This window comes from Mycobacterium scrofulaceum, assembly GCF_001667885.1.
Classification (GTDB): domain Bacteria; phylum Actinomycetota; class Actinomycetes; order Mycobacteriales; family Mycobacteriaceae; genus Mycobacterium; species Mycobacterium scrofulaceum_C.
The window spans coordinates 34,188-55,084 of record NZ_LZJW01000062.1 but is presented as its reverse complement, the minus strand read 5'-3'; the positions used below and the strand labels follow the sequence as shown (position 1 = coordinate 55,084).

Sequence of the window (20,897 nt, the reverse complement as noted above, 5' to 3'; positions counted from 1 at the left end):
GGGCAGAGCGCCGGGTTTCCGCCGATGTGCCAGTTCAAGGGGCGTCCGTTGTGAGATTCTGCAGAGGTGCCAGCGCCTTCGGGTGTCGTGACGTTTCTGTTCACCGACGTCGAGGGTTCGACGCGTCGGTGGGAGGCCGACGCGGACGGCATGCGGGCCGCCCTCGCGGCCCACGACGACGCGTTGCGCGAGGCGATCGAGGCGCACGGCGGCTGGTTGTTCAAGCACACCGGTGACGGCGTGTGCGCCGCGTTCGCCTCACCCCGCGCGGCGGTGGATGCCGCGGTGGCAGCGCAGCGCGCGCTCGCGTTGCCGGTGCGGATGGGGCTGGCGACGGGCGAGGCCGAGCTGCGCGGCGGTGACTACTTCGGCGCCGTGCTGAATCGCGCCGCACGCGTGATGGCCGCCGGGCACGGCGGTCAGATCCTGGTGGCCGAGTCGACGGCAGGCCTGCTGAGCGGCGTGGACCTGCTCGACCTGGGCCCCCGGCGGTTGCGGGACATCCCGGCGCCGGTCGGCGTGTTTCAGGTCCGAGCCGCAGGCCTGCGGGTGGACTTTCCGCCGCTGCGGGCCCTCGATACGAGCCCGGGAAACCTGCGGCCCGCCGGTACCCGCTTGATCGGCCGAGAGGCAGCCGTCGCCGACATTGAAGCGGCGGTCAAGACGCATCGGTTGGTGACGCTGACCGGAGTGGGTGGGGTCGGCAAGACCCGCCTCGCGCTGGAGGTGGCCGCTCGCTTGGCCGACGAATTCCCGGATGGGGTCTGGCTTTTCGAGTTGGCCACGGTCACCGATCCGGCGGCGATTCCCGATGCGGTCGCGGCGGTGTTGAGCGTCACCCAGCAGCCGGGCAAGACCGTCAGCCAGTCGGTCGCCGCCGCTCTGGAGGGCCGGGTCAGGCTGTTGGTGCTCGACAACTGCGAGCACGTGCTCGCCGCCGCCGCCGACCTGGTCGAAGCCGTCCTCGCGCGATCGTCGACCGTGAAGATCCTTGCCACCAGCCGCGAAGGACTCGGAATTCCCGATGAGCAGGTGCGCACGGTCCGTTCTCTGGACGTGGCGGCGGGTATCGACTCCGCGGCGGTGACCCTGTTTACCGAACGTGCCCAAGGCATTTCGGCGGGCTTCTCGATGGCCGACGATGGTGAAGCCGCGGCGGTCACCGAGATTTGTCAGCGGCTGGACGGGATTCCCCTCGCCATCGAGCTGGCCGCCTCGCGGATGGGGTCGATGACGGCCGGCGAGGTGCGTGATCGTCTCGATCACCGGTTCCGGCTGCTGGTCGGCTCGCGGCGCGGCTTGGAACGTCACCACACGCTGCGGCACGCCGTGGGCTGGTCCTATGACCTTCTCGGCCAGGCGGAAAAGACGGTGCTGAACCGTTGTTCGGTGTTCGCGGGCGGATTCGACCTCGAAAGCGCCTGCGCCGTAATGGATTCCGACGATGACTACGTCATCCTGGACCTGCTCGAGGCTTTGGTGCGCAAGTCGTTGCTGGTCGCTGACCGGTCTTCGGGGCGCACCCGGTTTTCGATGCTCGAGACGATCCGCCAGTTCGCCGAGGAACAACTCGTCGCCTGCGGCACCGCGGAGGAGATCCGTGCCGCGCATGCCCGCTACTTCGCCGCGCGTGAGGCCGACATCATGGACCTGTGGGACGGCCCGCGTCAACGCGAGGCGTACGACTGGCTGACGGTCGAGTTGGCCAACCTACGCACCGCCTTTCGGTGGGCCACCGACCACGGCGACCTGGACGCGGGCGCCGCAATCGCGGCGTACGCCGGGTTGCTCGGTCCGTTCCTCGAGAACTACGAACCCATCGCGTGGGCCGAGGAGTTGGTAGAACGCCTCCGTGCCGCCGACCACCCGCGGCTCGCCGCCGTGTGTGTGGGCGCGTCGCTGTGCGTTCTTGTCGGCCGGTTCCAAGAGGCCGTCCACTACAGCGAGGTGGGCCAGACGGTCATCGCCGCGGCCACCGACAAGGTGTCCTACTTCGGTGAGTCCTTTCTCGGCAGTGCGTATTTGTTTGTCGCGCAACCCAAACGGTATCTCGAACTGTGTCGCGCCCAGCTGGCGCGCACCGGCGACGCCAACACGTTCGCCAGGGCCAACCTGGTGTTCGCTCTCGCCGTCTCCGGTTCGGTTGATGAGGCGATGGCAACCGGCGAGGGCCTCATCGATGCCGCCGAAGCCACCGGCAATCCATGGGTGCTTGCGTACGCACTTTTCGTGTCCGGCTACGCCGTCCGCGCCACCGATCCGGATCGCGCCCTGGCGGCGCTGCGCCGTAGTCTGCTCGTCGCGCGGGACAGCGGAAACCGGTTCTACGAAACACAATTCCCGTACTGGGCGGCCGGACTGGTGTCCGAGCAAGGCGACCCGGGGGCGGCGGTGGATTACCTCGCCGTGGCCATCGGCAACAATCACGAGTCGGGCAACATCGGCATGTTGTACAACGCGCTGGCCGTCCTCGCCGTGCTCCTCGACCGGCTCGGACGCTACGAACCGGCATCCACCATCGCCGGTTTGGCGGCCGTCAGCCCCATGGCGGCCACCACCTTGCCCGAACTGGGCGCAACGATCACCCACCTGCGCGAGGTCCTCGGTGATCAGACCTACGCATCGCTAGCCCGCCGGGGTGAGACCATGACCACCGCTGAGATGGTGGCCTACGCCTATGATCAAGTCGACCGGGCCCGAACGGAATTCGAACAGCGCCGCTGATCAGGGTTTGGCGAAGCCCGACTGAGCCAAGATGTTTCGACCGACGTCACCGGTCACCATGGCCACGAACCGTTGCGCCAGCGTCGGCTGCGGCGCCTTCTTCAACACAGCGATCGGATAGACGTTCACCGCGCCGGCGGCCTCCGGAAAGCTGACGGTCGTCACCTTGCTCCCGGCGCTGTGGGCGTCGGTCACGTAGACGAGCCCCGCGTCGGCCTGGCCGCTGGTGACCTTGTTGAGGACGTCCGTCACGCTCAGCTCCTCGCTCACCGGGTTGAGGTGGACGCCGGTGCTGTCCTCGACACGCTTGGTTGCCGATCCGCACGGCACCGGCTTCTGGCAGATCACCACGGCCAACCCCGGCCTCGCGAGGTCGGCGAATGATCCGACCTTCCTGGGGTTGCCCGGCGCGGTGACGATCACGAGCGTGTTCGACGCGAAGTTCGTCGGGCCGCCGGACAGCAAGCCGGCCTCGGCGACCGTGTTCATCTGCGCCGTGTCCGCCGATGCGAAGACGTCGGCGGTGGCGCCCTGCGTCAGCTGGGTGGCCAGTTCCGACGAACCCGCGAATTCGAAGTCGACGGTGCTGCCGGGGTTCTGGGCCTTGAAGTGCGCACCGATTTGGGTGAACGCGGGCTTCAGCGAGGCGGCGGCGAACACCGCCAGCGTTCCGGGCGCCGCCGGTTTCGATCCGCACCCGACCAGGGCCACCAGCAGCATCGTCGACACGAAACCGGCCAGGAACCCGATTCGAGGCATGGATGCACCCTAACCCGCCGACGATGCGGACTTATTGCGGACCTAACGGCGCAGAAAAGTGAGGGCCGAATAGTTACGGAAATGATCCGCGCGTCGCGGCGCGAACAACTTCGCCGACTAGCTACTGTCCAGTAACATGGACGCGTATTGATGCCATAACGTGCTGAGATCCCAGGCCGGTCCGTCGTTCGATCCGCGTCAGGATCTGGGTTCAACGTTGAACACGAGGAGGTCATGGCAGTGGAAGTGCTGGTCACCGGTGGAGACACTGAACTTGGACGCACAGTGGCCGAAGGCTTCCGCGATGACGGTCACAAGGTGACCCTCGTGGGCGCGCGGCGCAGCGAGCTGGAGATCGCCGCCAAGGAACTGGACGTCGACGCGATCGTCTGCGACACCACCGACCCGGCCAGCCTGACCGAGGCCCGTCCCCTCTTCCCCCACCATCTGGACACCATCGTCAATGTGCCGGCGCCCTCCTGGGAGGCCGGTGACCCGCGCACGTACTCGATCGCCGACACGGCCAACGCGTGGCGGAATGCCCTCGATGCCACTGTGCTGTCGGCGGTGCTGACGGTGCAGACCGTGGGTGATCACCTGCGCTCGGGTGGCTCGATCATCAGTGTGGTGCCCGAGAACCCGCCCGCCGGAAGCGTCGACGCCGCGATCAAGGCGACGCTGTCGAACTGGGTCGCCGGACAGGCCGGCGTCTTCGGCACGCGCGGCATCACGGTCAACGCCGTGGCCAGTGGGCGCAGCGCGCAGCCCGGCTACGACGGACTCTCCCGCACGCCCCCGTCGGTCGCCGCCGAGGTGGCCCGGCTGGCCCTGTTCCTCACCACTCCGGCGGCCCGCCACATCACCGGCCAGACGCTGCACGTCAGCCACGGCGCGCTCGCGCAATTCGGCTGAGGGCGTAATCGCGGCCCGAGCCGTATCGTCGCGCGCGGAGCGGCACTACGGTAGATCGCGTGGCTATTCGACTCGGTCTGCAGATTCCCAACTTCTCCTACGGCACCGGGGTGGACAAGCTCTTCCCCACAGTTATCGCTCAGGCGCGTGAGGCCGAAGCCGCCGGTTTCGACTCCGTCTTCTTGATGGACCACTTCTACCAACTGCCCATGCTGGGCGACCCCGACCAGCCGATGCTGGAGGCCTACACGGCCCTGGGTGCGCTGGCCACCGCCACTGAGCGAGTCCAGTTGGGCACCTTGGTGACCGGCAACACCTACCGCAATCCCGCGCTGCTGGCGAAGACCATCACCACCCTCGACGTGGTGAGCCAGGGCCGCGCCATCCTGGGCATCGGAACCGGCTGGTTCGAACTCGAGCACGACCAACTGGGTTTCGAATTCGGCACTTTCACCGACAGGTTCAACCGGCTCGAGGAGGCGCTGCAGATCATCCTGCCGATGATCAAGGGCGAGCGGCCGACCTTCTCCGGCGAGTGGTACCACGTGCGCGAGGCGATGGCGAATCCCCGCTTCCGCGACCACATTCCGCTGATGATCGGCGGTAGCGGTGAGAAGAAGACGATCCCCCTCGCCGCGCGCCACTTCGATCACCTCAACGTCATCGCCGGATTCGACGAACTGGCGGGCAAATTGGACGTCGTGCGGCGGCGCTGCGAGGAGATCGGCCGCGACCCGGCGACGCTGGAAACCAGCACCCTGACCACGGTGCTGGTCGACGAAAACACCAAGCCCGACCAGATTCCGGCCGAGATGACCCAGCGCATGGTGGTCGGCAGCCCCGAGTCGGTCGCCGACCAGATCAAGACCAAGGTGGTGGACGCCGGCATCGACGGTGTCATCATCAACCTGCCCTTCTATGCCCCCGGCGTGATCAGCTCCGTAGGCGAGGCGCTGCGCCCGGTCGTCGGCCTGTAACCGCCGACCCCGCACCTGTGGGGTCGCGGAATGGCCGCGCGGCGGTAATACTTCCGAATAGCAGCGTTTACCTGCGCCACCCCGGCGCAGCGCGGAAGTAGGGGACCGGAAGGCGATGAAGAGACTAGTCCTGGCGGCGGTCGCGGCGGGCGTGGCGCTTGTCGCACCCCCGGTCGCGCAGGCCGGGGGCGACGGGATCGCGATGGCGATATCGGACTCCACCGGCCACATCGACATCGCCGACGGCGCCTCGAGCGTGGGTGCGGCCGAGAAGGCGGTCATGGAGACCTGCCGCAAGACGATCAGCGACTGCCGCCTGCTGGCCAGTGGGCAGGGCGGGTGCGTGGCGCTGGTGATGAACGCGTCGAAGACCAAATACTTCGGGGGCTGGGGCCCGACGCCCGAAGAGGCGGAAGCACAGGCGCTCTCACGCGCCCCCGGCGGAACAATCCAGGCGGGCCACGACCACTGCGTGGGCGGAGGCTCGGGCCAATAACGGCGGCTTGATGCAAGCGGGCTGACGGGCCGGCGGCCCTGATAGTTACGCCACAGCGGCCGTCGCCCACCAGGGTTTTCACTCCCAACACCGTTAGTGTTGCAAACAACACATGCGTATCAACTAGGTTTCCGGGTATCCGCCTGACTAGCGTTGTGGCTAACTGCAGTCGCGTGTCCAAAAGCCCCCGTCAGGAGCAGCGGAAACATGAGCCCCCCACCAGAAACCACAGCTGGAACCGAACGGCGCCACCAGGTCGTCATCATCGGTTCGGGATTCGGTGGACTCAACGCGGCAAAGAAACTCAAGCACGCCAACGTCGACATCAAGCTGATCGCCCGCACCACCCACCACCTGTTTCAGCCGTTGCTATACCAGGTGGCCACGGGCATCGTGTCCGAGGGCGACATCGCCCCACCCACCCGCGTCGTGCTGCGTAGGCAGCGCAACGTCCAGGTGCTGCTCGGCGACGTCACCCACATCGATCTTGACCGAAAGTTCGTGGTGTCCGATTTGCTCGGCCACACCTACGAAACCCCTTACGACAGCTTGATTATCGCCGCGGGCGCGGGACAGTCCTACTTCGGTAACGACCACTTCGCCGAGTTCGCGCCCGGCATGAAGTCGATCGACGACGCGCTGGAGGTGCGTGGCCGCATCCTGAGCGCCTTCGAGCAAGCCGAACGGTCGCGCGATCCGGAACGACGGGCCAAGTTGTTGACGTTCACCGTCATCGGCGCCGGCCCCACCGGCGTCGAAATGGCAGGGCAGATAGCGGAATTGGCGGCCCACACGCTGAAGGGCTCATTTCGTGGGATCGACTCCACCAAGGCGCGGGTGATCCTGCTCGACGCCGCGCCGGCCGTGCTGCCGCCGTTCGGCGACAAGCTGGGGACCCGGGCCCGGGCCCGGCTGGAGAAGATGGGCGTGGAGATCCAGCTGGGGGCGATGGTCACCGACGTCGACCGGAACGGCATCACCGTCAGGGACTCCGACGGCACGATCCGGCGCATCGAGTCCGCCTGCAAGGTGTGGTCTGCGGGCGTGCAGGCCAGCGGCCTGGGCCGGGACCTCGCCGAACAATCGTCGGTGGAACTGGATCGGGCGGGCCGCGTCAAGGTCTTGCCCGACCTGTCGGTCCCGGGTCACCCGAACGTGTTCGTGATCGGCGACATGGCCGCCGTCGAGGGCGTCCCCGGGGTGGCGCAGGGCGCGATCCAGGGCGCCAAGTACGTCGCCGGCACAATCAAGGCTGAGCTCGGCGGGGCAGACCCGGCAGAGCGCGAGCCGTTCCAGTACTTCGACAAGGGTTCGATGGCCACCGTTTCGCGGTTCTCCGCGGTGGCCAAGGTGGGTCCGCTGGAGTTCAGCGGCTTCATCGCCTGGCTGATGTGGTTGGTACTGCACCTCGTCTACCTGGTCGGGTTCAAGACCAAGGTCAGCACACTGTTGTCGTGGACGGTGACGTTCCTGAGCACCCGGCGCGGCCAGCTGACGATCACCGAACAGCAGGCCTTCGCCCGCACCCGCCTGGAGCAGCTGGCGGTGCTGGCCGCCGAAGCCAAGCGGCCGACGGCCGCCAAGCGAGCGAGCTAACCGGCCAACCGGTCGGCCTGCCACGTGCTGAGCAGCCTGTGTGAGTCGTTACAACGCAAGGCAATCGAATCGTCTGACGGGGCCTTCGAACCGAATGACGGCGAAATCCCTTGGCGCCCAGGGTGTCCGCATGGGCATCCAGCCAGACTTGTTGATTAAGAACAGATCCGACGGCGCAGCCAGCGCCGCGTGAGTAACCCAAGCTTTGGCTACGCCGCGAGGTTCTGCAGCCGCACTTGGCCGCGGGCGACCACCTTGCCGTCGCCGTCGGTGATGGTGACCAGCCACAACTGCTGGCGCCGGCCGCGGTGGATCGGTTCGGCGGTGCCGTACACCATGCCCGACCCGATGGACCGCAGAAAGTCGGTGTTGTTGTTGACCCCGACCACCTCGCCGCCGCCACGGGTGGCAAGCCAGGTGTAGGCGGCCACGCTGGCCATGCTCTCGATGATCGAGCAGTACACCCCGCCATGCACGAGCCCCATCGGCTGCAACAGTTTGGGGGTGACCTCGAGTTGGGCGCGGGCGCCGTCGGGGCTCAGCTCGGTGAATTGCAGCCCGATCTCCTGATCGAACGGCGCGGTGAAGTCCGGCGGCATGGTCGGCGGCTGTGGCACGTTCTGTGTTTACACCATGGGCCGGGCGCCGGCGCTCGCGGCGGGGATGCGGGCCCCGGAAACGGCTGAGCCCCGTGCCGCGAGGGCACGGGGCTCGCCGATCGAGTAGACCGGGGGTCACTGCAGCCCTCAGGACTCTGCCGCGGTCGTTGTTCGCTCGACTGGGTTAGCATAGGCAAGGCTGCCCTAATTTCGCAAGCGCTTATCCGGCGGCGGGCCAGAAGCGTCGGTACGACCGTCGGTAGTAAGCGGAGTACGATGATGTCGACGTCAGGAGAGAACGGACTATGGCGAAACTGACCCGGCTGGGGGATCTGGAACGCGCCGTGATGGACCACTTGTGGTCCACACCGGAACCTCAAACGGTCCGCCAGGTCCACGAGGCGTTGTCCGCGCGACGCGACCTCGCCTACACGACGATCATGACCGTCCTGCAACGACTGGCCAAGAAAAACCTGGTCTCGCAGATTCGCGACGACCGCGCCCACCGGTACGCACCCGTGCACGGCCGCGACGAACTGGTCGCCGGGCTGATGGTCGACGCGCTGGCCCAGGCCGAGGACCCCGGCGGCAGGCAGGCCGCTCTGGTCCACTTCGTCGAGCGGGTCGGCGCGGACGAGGCGGACGCGCTTCGGCGAGCGCTCGCCGAACTGGAAGCCAATCAACGCAATAACGCGCCATCCGCTGGCGCGTCGCCGGAGGACTGAGGGAGACTGACAGCGTGTCCGCGCTGGCCTTCACCATCCTCGCGGTGCTGCTGGTCGGTCCGGTGCCGGCCTTGTTGGCACGCGCGAGCTGGCCGTTGCGCGCTCCCCGCGCCGCGATGGTGTTGTGGCAGGCCATCGCCCTGGCCGCGGTCCTCTCGGCGTTCAGCGCCGGGATTGCGATCGCGACCCGGCTGTTCATGCCCGGTCCCGACGGGCGGCCCACCGCCAGCATCCTCGGCGCCGCCGGGCGCCTGGGGTGGCCGTTGTGGGCCGCCTACATCAGCGTCTTCGCGCTGACCGTGCTGGTCGGCGCCCGTTTGATGGTTGCCGTGGTTCGGGTAGCCATCGCCAACCGGCGTCGGCGCGCCCATCACCGCATGGTCGTCGATCTGGTAGGCCTCGGCCGCGGCGGGGCGCTGCCCCAGCCCTGCGCCCACACCCGCGACCTTCGCGTGTTGGATGTGCCGCAGCCGCTCGCCTACTGCCTGCCGGGGGTCCGGAGCCGGGTGGTGGTCAGCGAGGGCGCGCTGAGCACGCTCGCCGACGCCGAGGTCGCGGCGATCCTCACCCACGAACGGGCCCATCTGCGGGCCCGGCACGACCTCGTGCTGGAGGCCTTCACCGCGGTGCACGCGGCCTTCCCGCGGCTGGTGCGCAGCGCCAACGCGCTCGGCGCGGTGCAGCTGCTCGTCGAGCTGCTCGCCGACGACGCCGCCGTGCGCGCCGCCGGCCGCGCTCCCCTGGCTCGCGCGCTGGTCGCCTGCGCGTCCGGGCGCGCTCCGTCGGGCGCGTTGGCCGCCGGCGGGCCGAGCACCGTGGTCCGCGTCCGCCGGCTGTGCGGGGGCGGCAACAGCCTGGCGCTGGGGGCGGCCGCATACCTGGCCGCGGCCGCCGTGTTCGTCGTGCCCACCGTCGCGCTGGCCGTGCCGTGGCTCACGGAGCTGCGGCGCCTGTTCAACCTCTGAGGCCGCCGAGAGCCCAGCACCCCGGGCGGACGCCTGTCCCCTGTGCCACAGTGTGACGGAAAGCTTTTGGGCACAGTTCTCCGACTCGAGAGGCGAAGACATGGGTTCGTCGGAATCAAAGACCGCTACCGCGCAGATCGGCGTCACCGGTCTGGCGGTGATGGGCTCGAACATCGCTCGCAATTTCGCCCGGCACGGCTACACGGTGGCGCTGCACAACCGGTCGATCGCCAAGACCGACGCGCTGCTCAAGGAGCACGGCGACGAGGGCAAGTTCGTGCGATCGGAAACCATCGCCGAGTTCCTCGACGCGCTCGAAAAGCCGCGCCGGGTGCTCATCATGGTCAAGGCCGGCGACCCCACTGACGCGGTCATCAACGAGCTCGCCGACGCCATGGAGGAAGGCGACATCATCATCGACGGCGGCAACGCCCTCTACACCGACACCATTCGCCGCGAGAAGGCGATGCGCAAACGGGGGCTGCACTTCGTCGGCGCCGGCATCTCCGGCGGCGAGGAGGGCGCGCTCAACGGCCCGTCGATCATGCCGGGCGGCCCCGCCGAGTCCTACACCTCCCTGGGCCCGCTGCTCGAGGAGATCTCCGCACACGTCGACGGCGTCCCGTGCTGCACCCACATCGGACCCGACGGCGCGGGCCACTTCGTCAAGATGGTGCACAACGGCATCGAGTACTCCGACATGCAGCTGATCGGCGAGGCCTACCAGCTGCTGCGCGACGGCCTGGGCAAGTCCGCGCCCGAGATCGCGGACGTGTTCGCCGAATGGAACAAGGGCGACCTGGACAGCTTCCTGATCGAGATCACCGCCGAGGTGCTGCGCCAGACCGACGCCAAAACCGGCAAACCGCTCGTCGACGTCATCCTCGACGAGGCCGAGCAGAAGGGCACCGGCCGCTGGACGGTGAAGTCTGCGCTGGACCTCGGCGTCCCGGTCACCGGCATCGCCGAGGCGGTGTTCGCCCGCGCGCTGTCGGGTTCGGTGACCCAGCGCAAGGCCACCACGGGGCTGGCCTCGGGCGAGCTGGGCGGCAAACCCGCCGACGCGCAGCAGTTCGTCGAGGACGTGCGCCAGGCCCTGTACGCGTCGAAGATCATCGCGTATGCCCAGGGCTTCAACCAGATTCAGGCCGGCAGCGCCGAATACGACTGGGGCATCACGCCGGGCGACCTGGCCACCATCTGGCGCGGGGGCTGCATCATCCGCGCCAAGTTCCTCAACCGCATCAAAGACGCGTTCGACGAGGACCCCGACCTGCCGACCCTGATCGTCGCGCCCTACTTCCGCAGCGCGATCGAGGCCGCGATCGACGGCTGGCGCCGCGTCGTGGTGACGGCCACGCAGCTGGGCATCCCGATCCCCGGCTTCTCCTCGGCGCTGTCCTACTACGACGCGCTGCGCACCGAGCGGCTGCCCGCGGCGCTGACCCAGGGCTTGCGCGACTTCTTCGGCGCCCACACCTACGGCCGGACCGACGCGGACCCCGATCAGCGTTTCCACACGCTGTGGAGCGGGGACCGCAGCGAAGTTCCCGCCTAGCGGGGTACTACTGAGAGGACACGAGGGGGCACGGCGACAGCGATGAGATTCCTGGATGGGCATCGGCCCGGCTACGACCTGACCTATAACGACGTCTTCGTCATGCCGAACCGGTCGGAGGTCGCGTCGCGCTTCGATGTCGACCTGTCCACCCAGGACGGCTCGGGCACCACCATCCCGGTGGTGGTCGCCAACATGACGGCGGTGGCCGGGCGGCGGATGGCCGAGACGGTCGCGCGGCGGGGCGGCCTGGTCATCCTGCCGCAGGACATTCCGATCACCGCGGTGCAGCAGACGCTGGACTTCGTCAAGAGCCGCGACCTGGTGCTCGACACCCCGGTGGTGCTGGGTCCCGACGATTCGGTCTCCGACGCGACGGCGCTGATCCACAAGCGCGCGCACGGGGTCGCCGTCGTGGTCTTCGAGGGCCGACCGATGGGATTGGTGAGCGAATCGTGCTGCCTGGGCGTGGACCGCTTCACCCGGGTGCGGGACGTCGCGATCACCGACTTCGTCACCGCCCCGGTCGGGACCGAGCCGCGCAAGATCTTCGACCTGCTCGAGCACGCGCCGATCGGCGTCGCCGTCGTGACGAACGCGGACGGCACGCTGGCCGGTGTGCTCACCCGGACCGGGGCCGTGCGGACCGGCCTGTACACCCCGGCGGTCGACGGCGAAGGGCGGCTGCGGGTGGGCGCGGCCGTCGGCATCAACGGCGACGTGGGCGCCAAGGCTCGCTCGCTGGTCGAGGCGGGTGTCGATGTGCTCGTCATCGACACCGCGCACGGGCACCAGGTGAAGACGCTCGAGGCGATCCGCACGGTGTCGTCGCTCGAACTCGGTGTGCCGCTGGTGGCGGGCAACGTCGTCTCCGCGGAGGGCACCCGCGATCTGCTGGGCGCGGGGGCGAACATCGTCAAGGTCGGTGTCGGGCCGGGGGCGATGTGCACCACCCGGATGATGACCGCGGTGGGCCGCCCGCAATTCTCGGCCGTCGTCGAATGCGCCGCGGCGGCAAGGCAATTGGGCGGGCACGTCTGGGCCGACGGCGGGGTCCGCCATCCCCGGGACGTGGCGCTGGCGCTGGTGGCCGGCGCGTCCAACGTGATGATCGGGTCGTGGTTCGCCGGCACCTACGAATCGCCCGGGGACCTGATGCGCGACCGCGAGGACCAGGCCTACAAGGAGAGCTACGGCATGGCGTCCAAGCGGGCGGTGGTCGCCCGCAGCGCCGCCGACACCGCCTTCGACCGCGCGCGCAAAGCGCTGTTCGAGGAAGGCATTTCGACCTCGCGGATGGGCCTGGACCCCGACCGCGGCGGCGTCGAGGACCTGATCGACCACATCACCTCGGGCGTGCGCAGCACGTGCACCTACGTCGGCGCCGCCAACCTGACGGACCTCTACGAGCGAGCCGTCGTGGGTGTGCAGTCGGCCGCGGGGTTCGCCGAGGGCCACCCGTTGCCCTTGGGTTGGTGAGACCCCCCGGCCCGCTGTAATGCCAGATGCAAACCTGCGGCGGCGCAAGCCATTTCGTGGGCTATGCGCCGGCGGCCGGACGTTCCCACGCGTAAAGCGACATGCGCCGGTTCCCGGTGTCGTGCTCACCGAGGAACGTGCACCCGGCGAACTCGCACAGCCGGCGCGCCGTGGTGTTGCGGTGATCGGGGTCGAACATCACGCGCCGGCAGCGGGGCTCCATGGCAAAGGCGCTACCGACGATCTGCGGCAACAGCATCGGGCCCAGCCCCCGGTTGAGCAGCGCCGGGTCGGCGATGGCGGCGTGCAGCCCCAGGTCATACGGTTCGGCGTCGTAGTAGTGTGAGATCAAATCTTTTGCCCCCCAATACAACTCGAGGTAGGCGCAGTCGTCGCCGCGGACGCTGCCCAGCAGTGGCAGCGAATACGTTCCGTCCAGCTGCGCGCCGAGATGCCGCTCCCACCGCGCGGTCGGCCAGTCGTATTCCCAGGCCGCCGCCAGGTGCGGGCGGTTCATCCACTCCGCCACCATGCCCGCGTCCTCCCGCCGCGCGACACGCAGCGCGAAGGGCGGTTCGAGCGCGGGTGCCGGCGGCCGCCCGATGTGGGCCACCTCGTCGGAGATGTCGAAGCGCTCGCGCGGAAGCACTTGGGCCGGTTCGGTTTCGGGTGGGGCTTCGGACGCCATAGTGCGCCAGCCTATCGAGTAAGGTTAGGCAAACCATACTTGGGTGCCGAGGCCGGACGCAGCGCCGGCGAAAACGGTCGTTGACCGAGCGAGAGGCGAACCCGGCTACGATAAATCAGCAAAGACGGAGGCGACCGCGTCCGCACCGGTTTCAGGCAGCGAAGGGAATGACGTGCCGCAGGCACCCGTGCAGCCCATGGGCTTCCGGGCGCGGCAGCCGTCGGACGCGCCGCCCGATGCGGAGCCTTCCCCGGCGATCCGGGCGACGCAATCGGGCCGCGGGCGGCGTGATCGATGAACGTCAGCGTCGCCGCGATCAGCGTCCTGGCCATCGCGGTGCTCATCTTCGGCAACGCGATCTTCGTCGCCGCCGAGTTCTCGCTCACCACGCTGGACCGCAGCGCGGTGGAAGCCAACGCCCGCCGCGGCGGGCGGCGCGACCGCGCGATCCGGCGAGCCCACCACAAGTTGTCGTTCCAGCTGTCCGGCGCCCAATTGGGCATCTCCGCAACCACGCTGGCGGCCGGTTACCTGACCGATCCGATGCTGGCCGACCTGCCGCACCCGTGGTTCGACGCGATGGGCATACCCGACAAAGTGGCCGACGCGATCATGGCGGTCGTGGCGTTGATCATCGTCACCTCGGTGTCGATGGTGTTCGGCGAGCTGGTCCCGAAATACCTCGCCGTCGCGCGGCCGCTGTCCACCGCCCGCGCCGTGGTGGGCGTCCAGCTGCTGTTCTCACTGCTGTTCACCCCGGCGATCCGGCTCACCAACGGCGCGGCGAACTGGATCGTGCGCCGGCTGGGCATCGAGCCGGCCGAGGAGCTGCGGTCGGCCCGGTCGCCGCAGGAGCTGCTGTCGCTGGTGCGTTCCTCGGCGCGCAGCGGCTCCCTGGATCCGGCGACGGCGTCGCTGGTGCGGCGCTCGCTGCAGTTCGGCACCCTGACCGCCGAGGAACTCATGACGCCCAGATCCAAGATCGTCGCGCTGCAGACGGACGACACGGTCGCCGACCTGGTGGCCACGGCCGCCGAGTCCGGCTTCTCCCGGTTCCCGATCGTCGACGGCGACCTCGACGAGACCATCGGCATCGTGCACGTCAAACAGGTGCTGGCCATCCCGGCGGCCGACCGGGCGCGCACGCCGCTGACGAAGGTGGCGCAGCCCGTCCCGGTGGTGCCCTCGACGCTGGACGGCGACGCCGTCATGGCCGAGATCCGCGCGAACAGCCTGCAGACCGCGATGGTCGTCGACGAATACGGCGGCACCGCGGGCATGGTCACGGTCGAGGACCTGATCGAAGAGATCGTCGGCGACGTCCGCGACGAACACGACGACGCCACCCCGGATGTCGTCGCCGCCGGCACCGGGTGGCGGGTCTCGGGCCTGCTGCGCATCGACGAGGTGGCCGCCGCCACCGGATTCCGGGCCCCCGAAGGGCCCTACGAGACCATCGGCGGGCTGGCGCTGCGGGAATTCGGCCACATCCCGGTGGCCGGCGAAACCGTGAAGTTGCCGGCCCTGGACGCCGACGGGCTGTTGGACACCTCCCTGCGCTGGCAGGCGACCGTCATCCGGATGGAGGGCCGGCGGATCGACCTGCTGGAGCTCAACGAGCTGCAGGGTGACGGCGTCACCGAGGCCCCGGGGGGCCAGCGATGAGCGATCCCCTTGGCGTGCTCCTGGCGATCCTGCTGATCGGCGTCAACGCCTTCTTCGTCGGCGCGGAATTCTCGTTGATCTCGGCCCGGCGCGACCGGCTGGAAGCGCTGGCCGAACAGGGCAAGGCGCGCGCGGTCACGGTGATCCGCGCCGGCGAGCAGCTGCCGGCGATGCTGGCCGGGGCCCAGCTGGGCGTCACCGCCGCCTCGCTGCTGCTGGGGCGGATCGGCGAGTCGGCGGTCTCCAGCCTGCTGCGCTCGGCGCTGGGGTTGACCAGCATCCCCCCGCCGCTGCTGCACACGCTGTCGTTCGCGATCGCGTTGGCGATCGTGGTGACGCTGCACGTGTTGCTGGGCGAGATGGTGCCCAAGAACATCGCCCTGGCCGGTCCCGAGCGCACGGCGATGCTGCTGGTGCCGGCCTACCTGGCCTACGTTCGCGCCGTCCGGCCGTTCATCACGTTCTACAACAAATGCGCGAGCGTGGTGGTGCGCGCGCTGGGGGTGGAGCCCAAGGAGGAGCTCGAGCTCACAGTGTCCCCCGTCGAGCTGAGCGAGATGATCGCCGAATCGGAGTCCCAGGGCCTGCTGGACCGGGAGGAGCACACCCGGCTGACCCGGGCGCTGCAGATCGGTACCCGCGTGGTCGGCGACGTGGCCGTTCCGCTCGCCGACGTTCACGCGGTGCCGGTGGCCGCGCCGGGTTCGGGCCCGACGATCGGGGCCGTCGAGCGGGCCCTGGCCCAGACCGGCTACTCGCGGTTCCCTGTTTCGAACGTCAACGGCGACTTCATCGGCTACCTGCACATCAAGGACATGCTGACCCTCGGCGACGACCCCGAGACCGTGATCGACCTGGCGATGGTGCGCCCGCTTCCGCGGCTGCCCAAGTCGTTGCCGCTGGCCGACGCGTTGTCGCGGATGCGCCGCAGCAACAGCCATCTGGCGCTGGTGACCGGCGCGGGCGGCGAAGTGGTCGCGATGGTGGCCATGGAAGACCTGGTTGAGGACCTCGTCGGCACCATGCGCGACGCGTAGGGGTACCGGGTCGCCGAAGGGGGGTGCGGCGAGCCCGTATGATTTTCATCGGCTGCCAGTCAAGAAAGTGCTGGAGGGCGCAGGATCTCAGGCGCGCTGATGCGTTGCTGTAAATCGGTCCCCTGGCTCGCCGCAGCGGCATGGTTTGGAGCTGCCAGCGCGGCCTGACCTGGTGCGGCGGGTTGGGCGGATACGCTCACCAGGCTGTTGCTCGGTACGCTGAAGGCATTGCCGCTCCGAGCCAATGGCGGCTCGGTGTGGCTTCATTACGGAGGAGAAACATGACTGATCGCGTGTCGGCGGGGAACCTGCGCGTCGCCCGAGTGCTCTACGACTTCGTGAACAACGAGGCCCTGCCAGGCACCGACATCGACCCGGACAGCTTCTGGGCGGGAGTCGACAAAGTCGTCACCGACCTGACGCCCAAGAACCAGGATCTGCTGCGCCGCCGCGATGAGCTGCAGGCCCAGATCGACAAGTGGCACCGGCAACGCGTGATCGAGCCGTTCGACGTCGAGGCCTACCGCGAGTTCATCACCGAAATCGGTTACCTGCTGCCCGAACCCGAGGACTTCACGATCACGACCTCGGGTGTCGACGACGAGATCACCACGACGGCGGGTCCGCAGCTGGTGGTGCCCGTGCTCAACGCCCGCTTCGCGCTGAACGCCGCGAACGCGCGCTGGGGCTCGCTGTACGACGCCCTCTACGGCACCGACGTCATCCCCGAGGATGACGGCGCCGAGAAGGGCACCAGCTACAACAAGGTCCGCGGCGACAAGGTCATCGCCTACGCCCGCAACTTCCTCGACCAGGCGGTGCCGCTGGAATCCGGGTCGTGGGCCGACGCCACCGGACTGTCGGTCGAGGACGGCCAGCTGAAGGTCGCGACCGCCGACGGGTCCGTCGGCCTGGCCAGCCCGGAGAAGTTCGCCGGCTACACCGGCGAGCTCGGCTCCCCCGACTGGTCGGTGCTCCTGGCCAACCACGGCCTGCACATCGAGATCTTGATCGACCCCGAATCGCCGATCGGCAAGACCGACCGCGCCGGTATCAAGGACGTGGTCCTGGAATCGGCCGTCACCACGATCATGGACTTCGAGGACTCGGTGGCCGCCGTCGACGCCGACGACAAGGTGCTGGGCTACCGCAACTGGCTCGGGCTGAACAAGGGCGACCTGTCCGAGGAAGTCGCCAAGGACGGCAAGACCTTCACCCGCGTCCTCAACCAGGACCGCACCTACACCACGCCCGACGGTGAGGGCCAGCTGACCCTGCCCGGCCGCAGCCTGCTCTTCGTCCGCAACGTGGGTCACCTGATGACCAACGACGCGATCGTCGACGCCGACGGTAACGAGGTGTTCGAGGGCATCATGGACGCGCTGTTCACCGGCCTGACGGCGATCCACGGTCTCAAGACGGGCGACGCCAACGGCCCGCTGGCCAACAGCCGCACCGGGTCGATCTACATCGTCAAGCCCAAGATGCACGGGCCCGACGAGGTCGCCTTCACCTGCGAGCTGTTCAGCCGGGTCGAGGACGTGCTGGGCCTGCCGCAGGCCACCCTGAAGGTCGGCATCATGGACGAGGAGCGTCGCACCACCGTCAACCTCAAGGCCTGCATCAAGGCCGCGGCAGACCGGGTCGTGTTCATCAACACCGGCTTCCTGGACCGCACCGGCGACGAGATCCACACGTCGATGGAGGCTGGGCCGATGATCCGCAAGGGCGCGATGAAGAGCACCGCCTGGATCAAGGCCTACGAGGACGCCAACGTCGACATCGGCCTGGCCGCCGGCTTCAAGGGCAAGGCGCAGATCGGCAAGGGCATGTGGGCGATGACCGAGCTGATGGCCGACATGGTCGAGCAGAAGATCGGCCAGCCGAAGGCGGGCGCGACCACCGCGTGGGTGCCCTCACCGACGGCCGCCACCCTGCACGCGATGCATTACCACTACGTCGACGTGGGCGCGGTGCAGGACGAGCTGGCGGGCAAGAAGCGCACCACCATCGAGGAACTGCTGACCATCCCGCTGGCCAAGGAATTGGCCTGGGCTCCCGAGGAGATCCGCGAGGAGGTCGACAACAACTGCCAGTCCATCCTCGGCTACGTGGTGCGCTGGGTCGCCCAGGGCGTCGGCTGCTCGAAGGTGCCCGACATCCACGACGTCGCCCTGATGGAAGACCGTGCGACGCTGCGGATTTCGAGCCAGCTGCTGGCCAACTGGCTGCGCCACGGCGTCATCACCGAGGAGGACGTGCGAGCCAGCCTGGAACGGATGGCGCCGCTGGTCGACGAGCAGAACGCCAAGGACGCCGCCTACAAGCCGATGGCGCCGGACTTCGACGACAGCCTGGCGTTCCTGGCCGCCCAGGACCTGATCCTGACGGGAACCCAGCAGCCCAACGGCTACACCGAGCCGATCCTGCATCGCCGTCGGCGCGAAGCCAAGGCCCGCGCGGCGCAATCAAATTGAGCCGGTGCCTTAATCGGGCTCGGCACGCATCGATGCCGCTGGTGACTAAGATCAGCGGCGGGTTGACAACAAGACGGATCTATCGACGGAAAGGCGACGGACACCGCTATGGGTAGGCACAGTTTGCCCGACCCTGAGGACTCCGTCGACCAGCCGTACGAAAGCGGTGAGACGGACGACCGTCACCGGGACGCCGTCAGCGAGGGCCATTCCGACGCGGGCGACTACCCGGCCGACGACGACTTCGCGGACGACTTCTCGGACGCCGACGGCTTCTCGGACGCCGACGGCTTTTCGGACGCCGACGTCTTCTCCGGCGAAGAGCCCTACGCCGCCGGTGACACCGCCGACGAGTATCCCGAGTTCCCGCCGCGACAGCCGGGCCCGCCCGCCGCGGAGCCACCGGCCGCGTCGCCGTCGCTGTTCCGCGGCGGGCACCGGGGACTCGGCGACTGGCGGGGCGGCCACCGCAGCGAGGGCGGGCGCCGTGGGGTCAGCATCGGCGTGATCGTGGCCCTGGTGGCCGTGGTCGTCGTGGTGGGCACCGTGATCCTGTGGAGTTTCTTCGGTGACGCCTTGTCCAACCGCTCGCACCAGGCCGCCGGCCGCTGCGTCGGCGGCAAGGAGACGGTGGCCGTCATCGCCGACCCGACGATCGCCGATTCCGTGCAGCAGTTCGCGCAGAGCTACAACTCCACGGCCGGCCCGATCGGTGACCACTGCGTGGAGGTCAGCGTCAAACCGGCCGGCTCGGACGCGGTCCTGAACGGCTTCATCGGCAAGTGGCCCGCCGAGCTGGGCGGGCAGCCGGCCCTGTGGGTTCCCGGCAGCTCGGTCTCGGCCGCGCGGCTCGCGGGGGCCAGCGCGCAGAAGACGATCACCGACAGCCGCTCGCTGGTGACGTCGCCGGTGGTGCTCGCCGTCCGGCCCGAACTCGCGTCAGCCCTGGGCAACCAGAACTGGGCGGCTCTGCCCGGGCTGCAAACCAACCCGAACGGATTGGCCGGCGTGAACCTCCCGGCGTGGGGGTCGTTGCGGCTGGCCGTGCCGATGAACGGCAACGGCGACGCGGCGTTCCTCGCCGGGGAAGCGATCGCGGCGTCATCGGCACCGCCCGGCGCGCCCGCGACCCAAGGCACCGGCGCGGTGCGCGCGGTGCTGAACGCGCAGCCCAAGCTGGCGGACAATTCCCTGACCGAGGCGATGAACACCCTGGTGAAACCCGGTGACGCGGCGGCCGCGCCGGTGCACGCGGTGATCACCACCGAGCAGCAGCTGTTCCAGCGCGGACAGTCGCTGCCAAATGCCAAGGGCGCCTTGGCTCCCTGGCTGCCGTCCGGCCCCGCGCCCGTCGCCGACTACCCCACCGTGCTGCTGAGCGGCTCGTGGCTGACCCAGGACCAGACCGCGGCCGCCAGCGAGTTCGCCCGCTACATGCACAAGCCCGAGCAGCTCGCCAAGCTGGCCAAGGCCGGCTTCCGGGTCAACGGGGTCACGCCGCCGAGCAGCCCCGTCACCACGTTCCCGGCACTGCCCGCGACACTGTCCGTGGGCGACGACGCGATGCGCGCGACGCTGGCCGAGGCGATGGCGTCCCCGTCGAGCGGGCTGGCCGCGACCATCATGCTCGACCAGTCGATGCCCGGCCAGGAAGGCGGCAAGTCCCGGTTGGCGAACGTGATCGCCGCACTTCAGGACAAGATCAGGGCGCTGCCGCCCACGTCCGTGGTGGGCCTGTGGACGTTCGACGGTCACGAGGGCCGCTCGGAGGTGCCCGGCGGGCCGCTGGGCGACCCGGTCACTCCGACCAGCGGCCAGCCGCGCTCGGCGGCGCTGACTGCGGCGCTGGACAAGCAGTACTCGTCGGCCGGCGGTGCGGTGTCGTTCACCACGCTGCGGATGATCTACCAGGAGCTGCAGGCCAATTACCACGCGGGCCAGACCAACTCGATCCTGGTCATCACCGCGGGGCCGCACACCGACCAAACCCTCGACGGGCCGGGGCTGCAGGACTTCATCCGCAAGAGCGCTGACCCGGCCAAACCGATCGCGGTGAACGTCATCGACTTCGGCGGCGACCCGGACCGCGCGACGTGGGAGGCCGTCGCCCAGCTCAGCGGCGGCGGCTACCAGAACCTCGCCACGTCGGCGTCCCCCGACCTCGCCGCGGCACTCAACGCCTTCCTGAGCTGAGGCCGGGTTACCCTCGTACGGGGCGGGCAAGCGAAGGTTGCGGCGGG

At 68.9% G+C, this 20,897-nt stretch carries 16 protein-coding genes; 13 read left to right on the top strand and 3 right to left on the bottom strand.

All coding sequences use genetic code 11. From position 1 onward, the window contains the following. The first annotated feature begins 66 nt into the window (after positions 1-66). Positions 67-2,724, top strand: a complete 2,658-nt coding sequence (locus A5681_RS09220; RefSeq protein ID WP_231996261.1) for an ATP-binding protein — start codon at positions 67-69, stop codon at positions 2,722-2,724. Here the strand turns inward: A5681_RS09220 and modA are convergent, their stop codons facing one another. Then, on the bottom strand, positions 2,725-3,483 hold the full coding sequence (gene modA, locus A5681_RS09215; protein ID WP_067272596.1) for a molybdate ABC transporter substrate-binding protein: 759 nt from the start codon (positions 3,481-3,483) through the stop codon (positions 2,725-2,727). A 234-nt stretch (positions 3,484-3,717) separates the two neighbouring features. Here modA and A5681_RS09210 point away from each other — a divergent pair, with 234 nt between their 5' ends. From A5681_RS09210 to A5681_RS09195, 4 genes are all read left to right on the top strand, one after another. After that, positions 3,718-4,395 (top strand): SDR family oxidoreductase, encoded by a 678-nt coding sequence (locus A5681_RS09210; RefSeq protein WP_067272592.1) that lies wholly within the window; start codon positions 3,718-3,720, stop codon positions 4,393-4,395. Between the two features lie 59 nt (positions 4,396-4,454). Continuing rightward, positions 4,455-5,372: an LLM class F420-dependent oxidoreductase gene (locus tag A5681_RS09205; RefSeq protein WP_067272590.1), complete on the top strand. Its 918-nt coding sequence runs from the start codon at positions 4,455-4,457 to the stop codon at positions 5,370-5,372. 115 nt (positions 5,373-5,487) lie between these two features. Further along, a complete protein-coding gene (locus A5681_RS09200) occupies positions 5,488-5,868 on the top strand; it encodes a DUF4189 domain-containing protein (protein WP_067272587.1) in 381 nt (126 codons plus the stop codon). 207 nt (positions 5,869-6,075) lie between these two features. Then, positions 6,076-7,464 carry an NAD(P)/FAD-dependent oxidoreductase gene (locus A5681_RS09195; RefSeq protein WP_067272584.1) on the top strand — a complete coding sequence of 463 codons (1,389 nt, stop codon included), beginning with the start codon at positions 6,076-6,078 and terminating at the stop codon, positions 7,462-7,464. Between the two features lie 209 nt (positions 7,465-7,673). On the opposite strand, the gene A5681_RS09190 is transcribed toward A5681_RS09195, so the two are convergent. Further along, entirely contained in the window at positions 7,674-8,063 is a 390-nt protein-coding gene (locus A5681_RS09190) for a PaaI family thioesterase (RefSeq protein ID WP_067272581.1), read from the bottom strand. 305 nt (positions 8,064-8,368) lie between these two features. Here A5681_RS09190 and A5681_RS09185 point away from each other — a divergent pair, with 305 nt between their 5' ends. From A5681_RS09185 to A5681_RS09170, 4 genes are all read left to right on the top strand, one after another. After that, positions 8,369-8,788, top strand: a complete 420-nt coding sequence (locus A5681_RS09185) for a BlaI/MecI/CopY family transcriptional regulator (RefSeq protein ID WP_067272577.1) — start codon at positions 8,369-8,371, stop codon at positions 8,786-8,788. A 14-nt stretch (positions 8,789-8,802) separates the two neighbouring features. Next, positions 8,803-9,753, top strand: coding sequence for a M56 family metallopeptidase (locus A5681_RS09180; RefSeq protein WP_067272574.1), 951 nt, complete (start codon positions 8,803-8,805; stop codon positions 9,751-9,753). A 100-nt stretch (positions 9,754-9,853) separates the two neighbouring features. Next, positions 9,854-11,311: an NADP-dependent phosphogluconate dehydrogenase gene (gene gndA / locus A5681_RS09175; RefSeq protein ID WP_067272571.1), complete on the top strand. Its 1,458-nt coding sequence runs from the start codon at positions 9,854-9,856 to the stop codon at positions 11,309-11,311. A gap of 42 nt (positions 11,312-11,353) precedes the next feature. Further along, entirely contained in the window at positions 11,354-12,790 is a 1,437-nt protein-coding gene (locus A5681_RS09170; protein WP_067272567.1) for a GuaB1 family IMP dehydrogenase-related protein, read from the top strand. 61 nt (positions 12,791-12,851) lie between these two features. Here the strand turns inward: A5681_RS09170 and A5681_RS09165 are convergent, their stop codons facing one another. After that, the gene (locus A5681_RS09165) at positions 12,852-13,478 is read right to left on the bottom strand and encodes a GNAT family N-acetyltransferase (RefSeq protein WP_067272563.1); all 627 of its coding nucleotides are present in this window, start codon (positions 13,476-13,478) and stop codon (positions 12,852-12,854) included. A 294-nt stretch (positions 13,479-13,772) separates the two neighbouring features. Here A5681_RS09165 and A5681_RS09160 point away from each other — a divergent pair, with 294 nt between their 5' ends. From A5681_RS09160 to A5681_RS09145, 4 genes are all read left to right on the top strand, one after another. Then, positions 13,773-15,143: a hemolysin family protein gene (locus A5681_RS09160; protein WP_067272560.1), complete on the top strand. Its 1,371-nt coding sequence runs from the start codon at positions 13,773-13,775 to the stop codon at positions 15,141-15,143. Continuing rightward, entirely contained in the window at positions 15,140-16,180 is a 1,041-nt protein-coding gene (locus A5681_RS09155) for a hemolysin family protein (RefSeq protein ID WP_067272556.1), read from the top strand. Before A5681_RS09160 ends, A5681_RS09155 begins: the two co-directional genes overlap by 4 nt. 281 nt (positions 16,181-16,461) lie before the next feature. Next, on the top strand, positions 16,462-18,657 hold the full coding sequence (locus A5681_RS09150; RefSeq protein WP_067272554.1) for a malate synthase G: 2,196 nt from the start codon (positions 16,462-16,464) through the stop codon (positions 18,655-18,657). 108 nt (positions 18,658-18,765) lie between these two features. After that, positions 18,766-20,850, top strand: coding sequence for a substrate-binding domain-containing protein (locus A5681_RS09145; protein ID WP_067272553.1), 2,085 nt, complete (start codon positions 18,766-18,768; stop codon positions 20,848-20,850). The last annotated feature ends 47 nt before the right edge of the window (positions 20,851-20,897 follow it).

What these genes read in the sequence shown, in the direction of transcription:
- A5681_RS09185 (WP_067272577.1), top strand. Translation starts at nt 8,369, where the DNA reads ATGGCGAAACTGACCCGGCTGGGGGATCTGGAACGCGCCGTGATGGAC.
- A5681_RS09160 (WP_067272560.1), top strand. Translation starts at nt 13,773, where the DNA reads ATGAACGTCAGCGTCGCCGCGATCAGCGTCCTGGCCATCGCGGTGCTC.
- A5681_RS09190 (WP_067272581.1), bottom strand. Translation starts at nt 8,063, where the DNA reads ATGCCGCCGGACTTCACCGCGCCGTTCGATCAGGAGATCGGGCTGCAA.
- A5681_RS09155 (WP_067272556.1), top strand. Translation starts at nt 15,140, where the DNA reads ATGAGCGATCCCCTTGGCGTGCTCCTGGCGATCCTGCTGATCGGCGTC.
- A5681_RS09195 (WP_067272584.1), top strand. Translation starts at nt 6,076, where the DNA reads ATGAGCCCCCCACCAGAAACCACAGCTGGAACCGAACGGCGCCACCAG.
- modA (WP_067272596.1), bottom strand. Translation starts at nt 3,483, where the DNA reads ATGCCTCGAATCGGGTTCCTGGCCGGTTTCGTGTCGACGATGCTGCTG.
- A5681_RS09145 (WP_067272553.1), top strand. Translation starts at nt 18,766, where the DNA reads ATGGGTAGGCACAGTTTGCCCGACCCTGAGGACTCCGTCGACCAGCCG.
- A5681_RS09200 (WP_067272587.1), top strand. Translation starts at nt 5,488, where the DNA reads ATGAAGAGACTAGTCCTGGCGGCGGTCGCGGCGGGCGTGGCGCTTGTC.
- A5681_RS09170 (WP_067272567.1), top strand. Translation starts at nt 11,354, where the DNA reads ATGAGATTCCTGGATGGGCATCGGCCCGGCTACGACCTGACCTATAAC.
- A5681_RS09210 (WP_067272592.1), top strand. Translation starts at nt 3,718, where the DNA reads ATGGCAGTGGAAGTGCTGGTCACCGGTGGAGACACTGAACTTGGACGC.
- gndA (WP_067272571.1), top strand. Translation starts at nt 9,854, where the DNA reads ATGGGTTCGTCGGAATCAAAGACCGCTACCGCGCAGATCGGCGTCACC.
- A5681_RS09165 (WP_067272563.1), bottom strand. Translation starts at nt 13,478, where the DNA reads ATGGCGTCCGAAGCCCCACCCGAAACCGAACCGGCCCAAGTGCTTCCG.
- A5681_RS09150 (WP_067272554.1), top strand. Translation starts at nt 16,462, where the DNA reads ATGACTGATCGCGTGTCGGCGGGGAACCTGCGCGTCGCCCGAGTGCTC.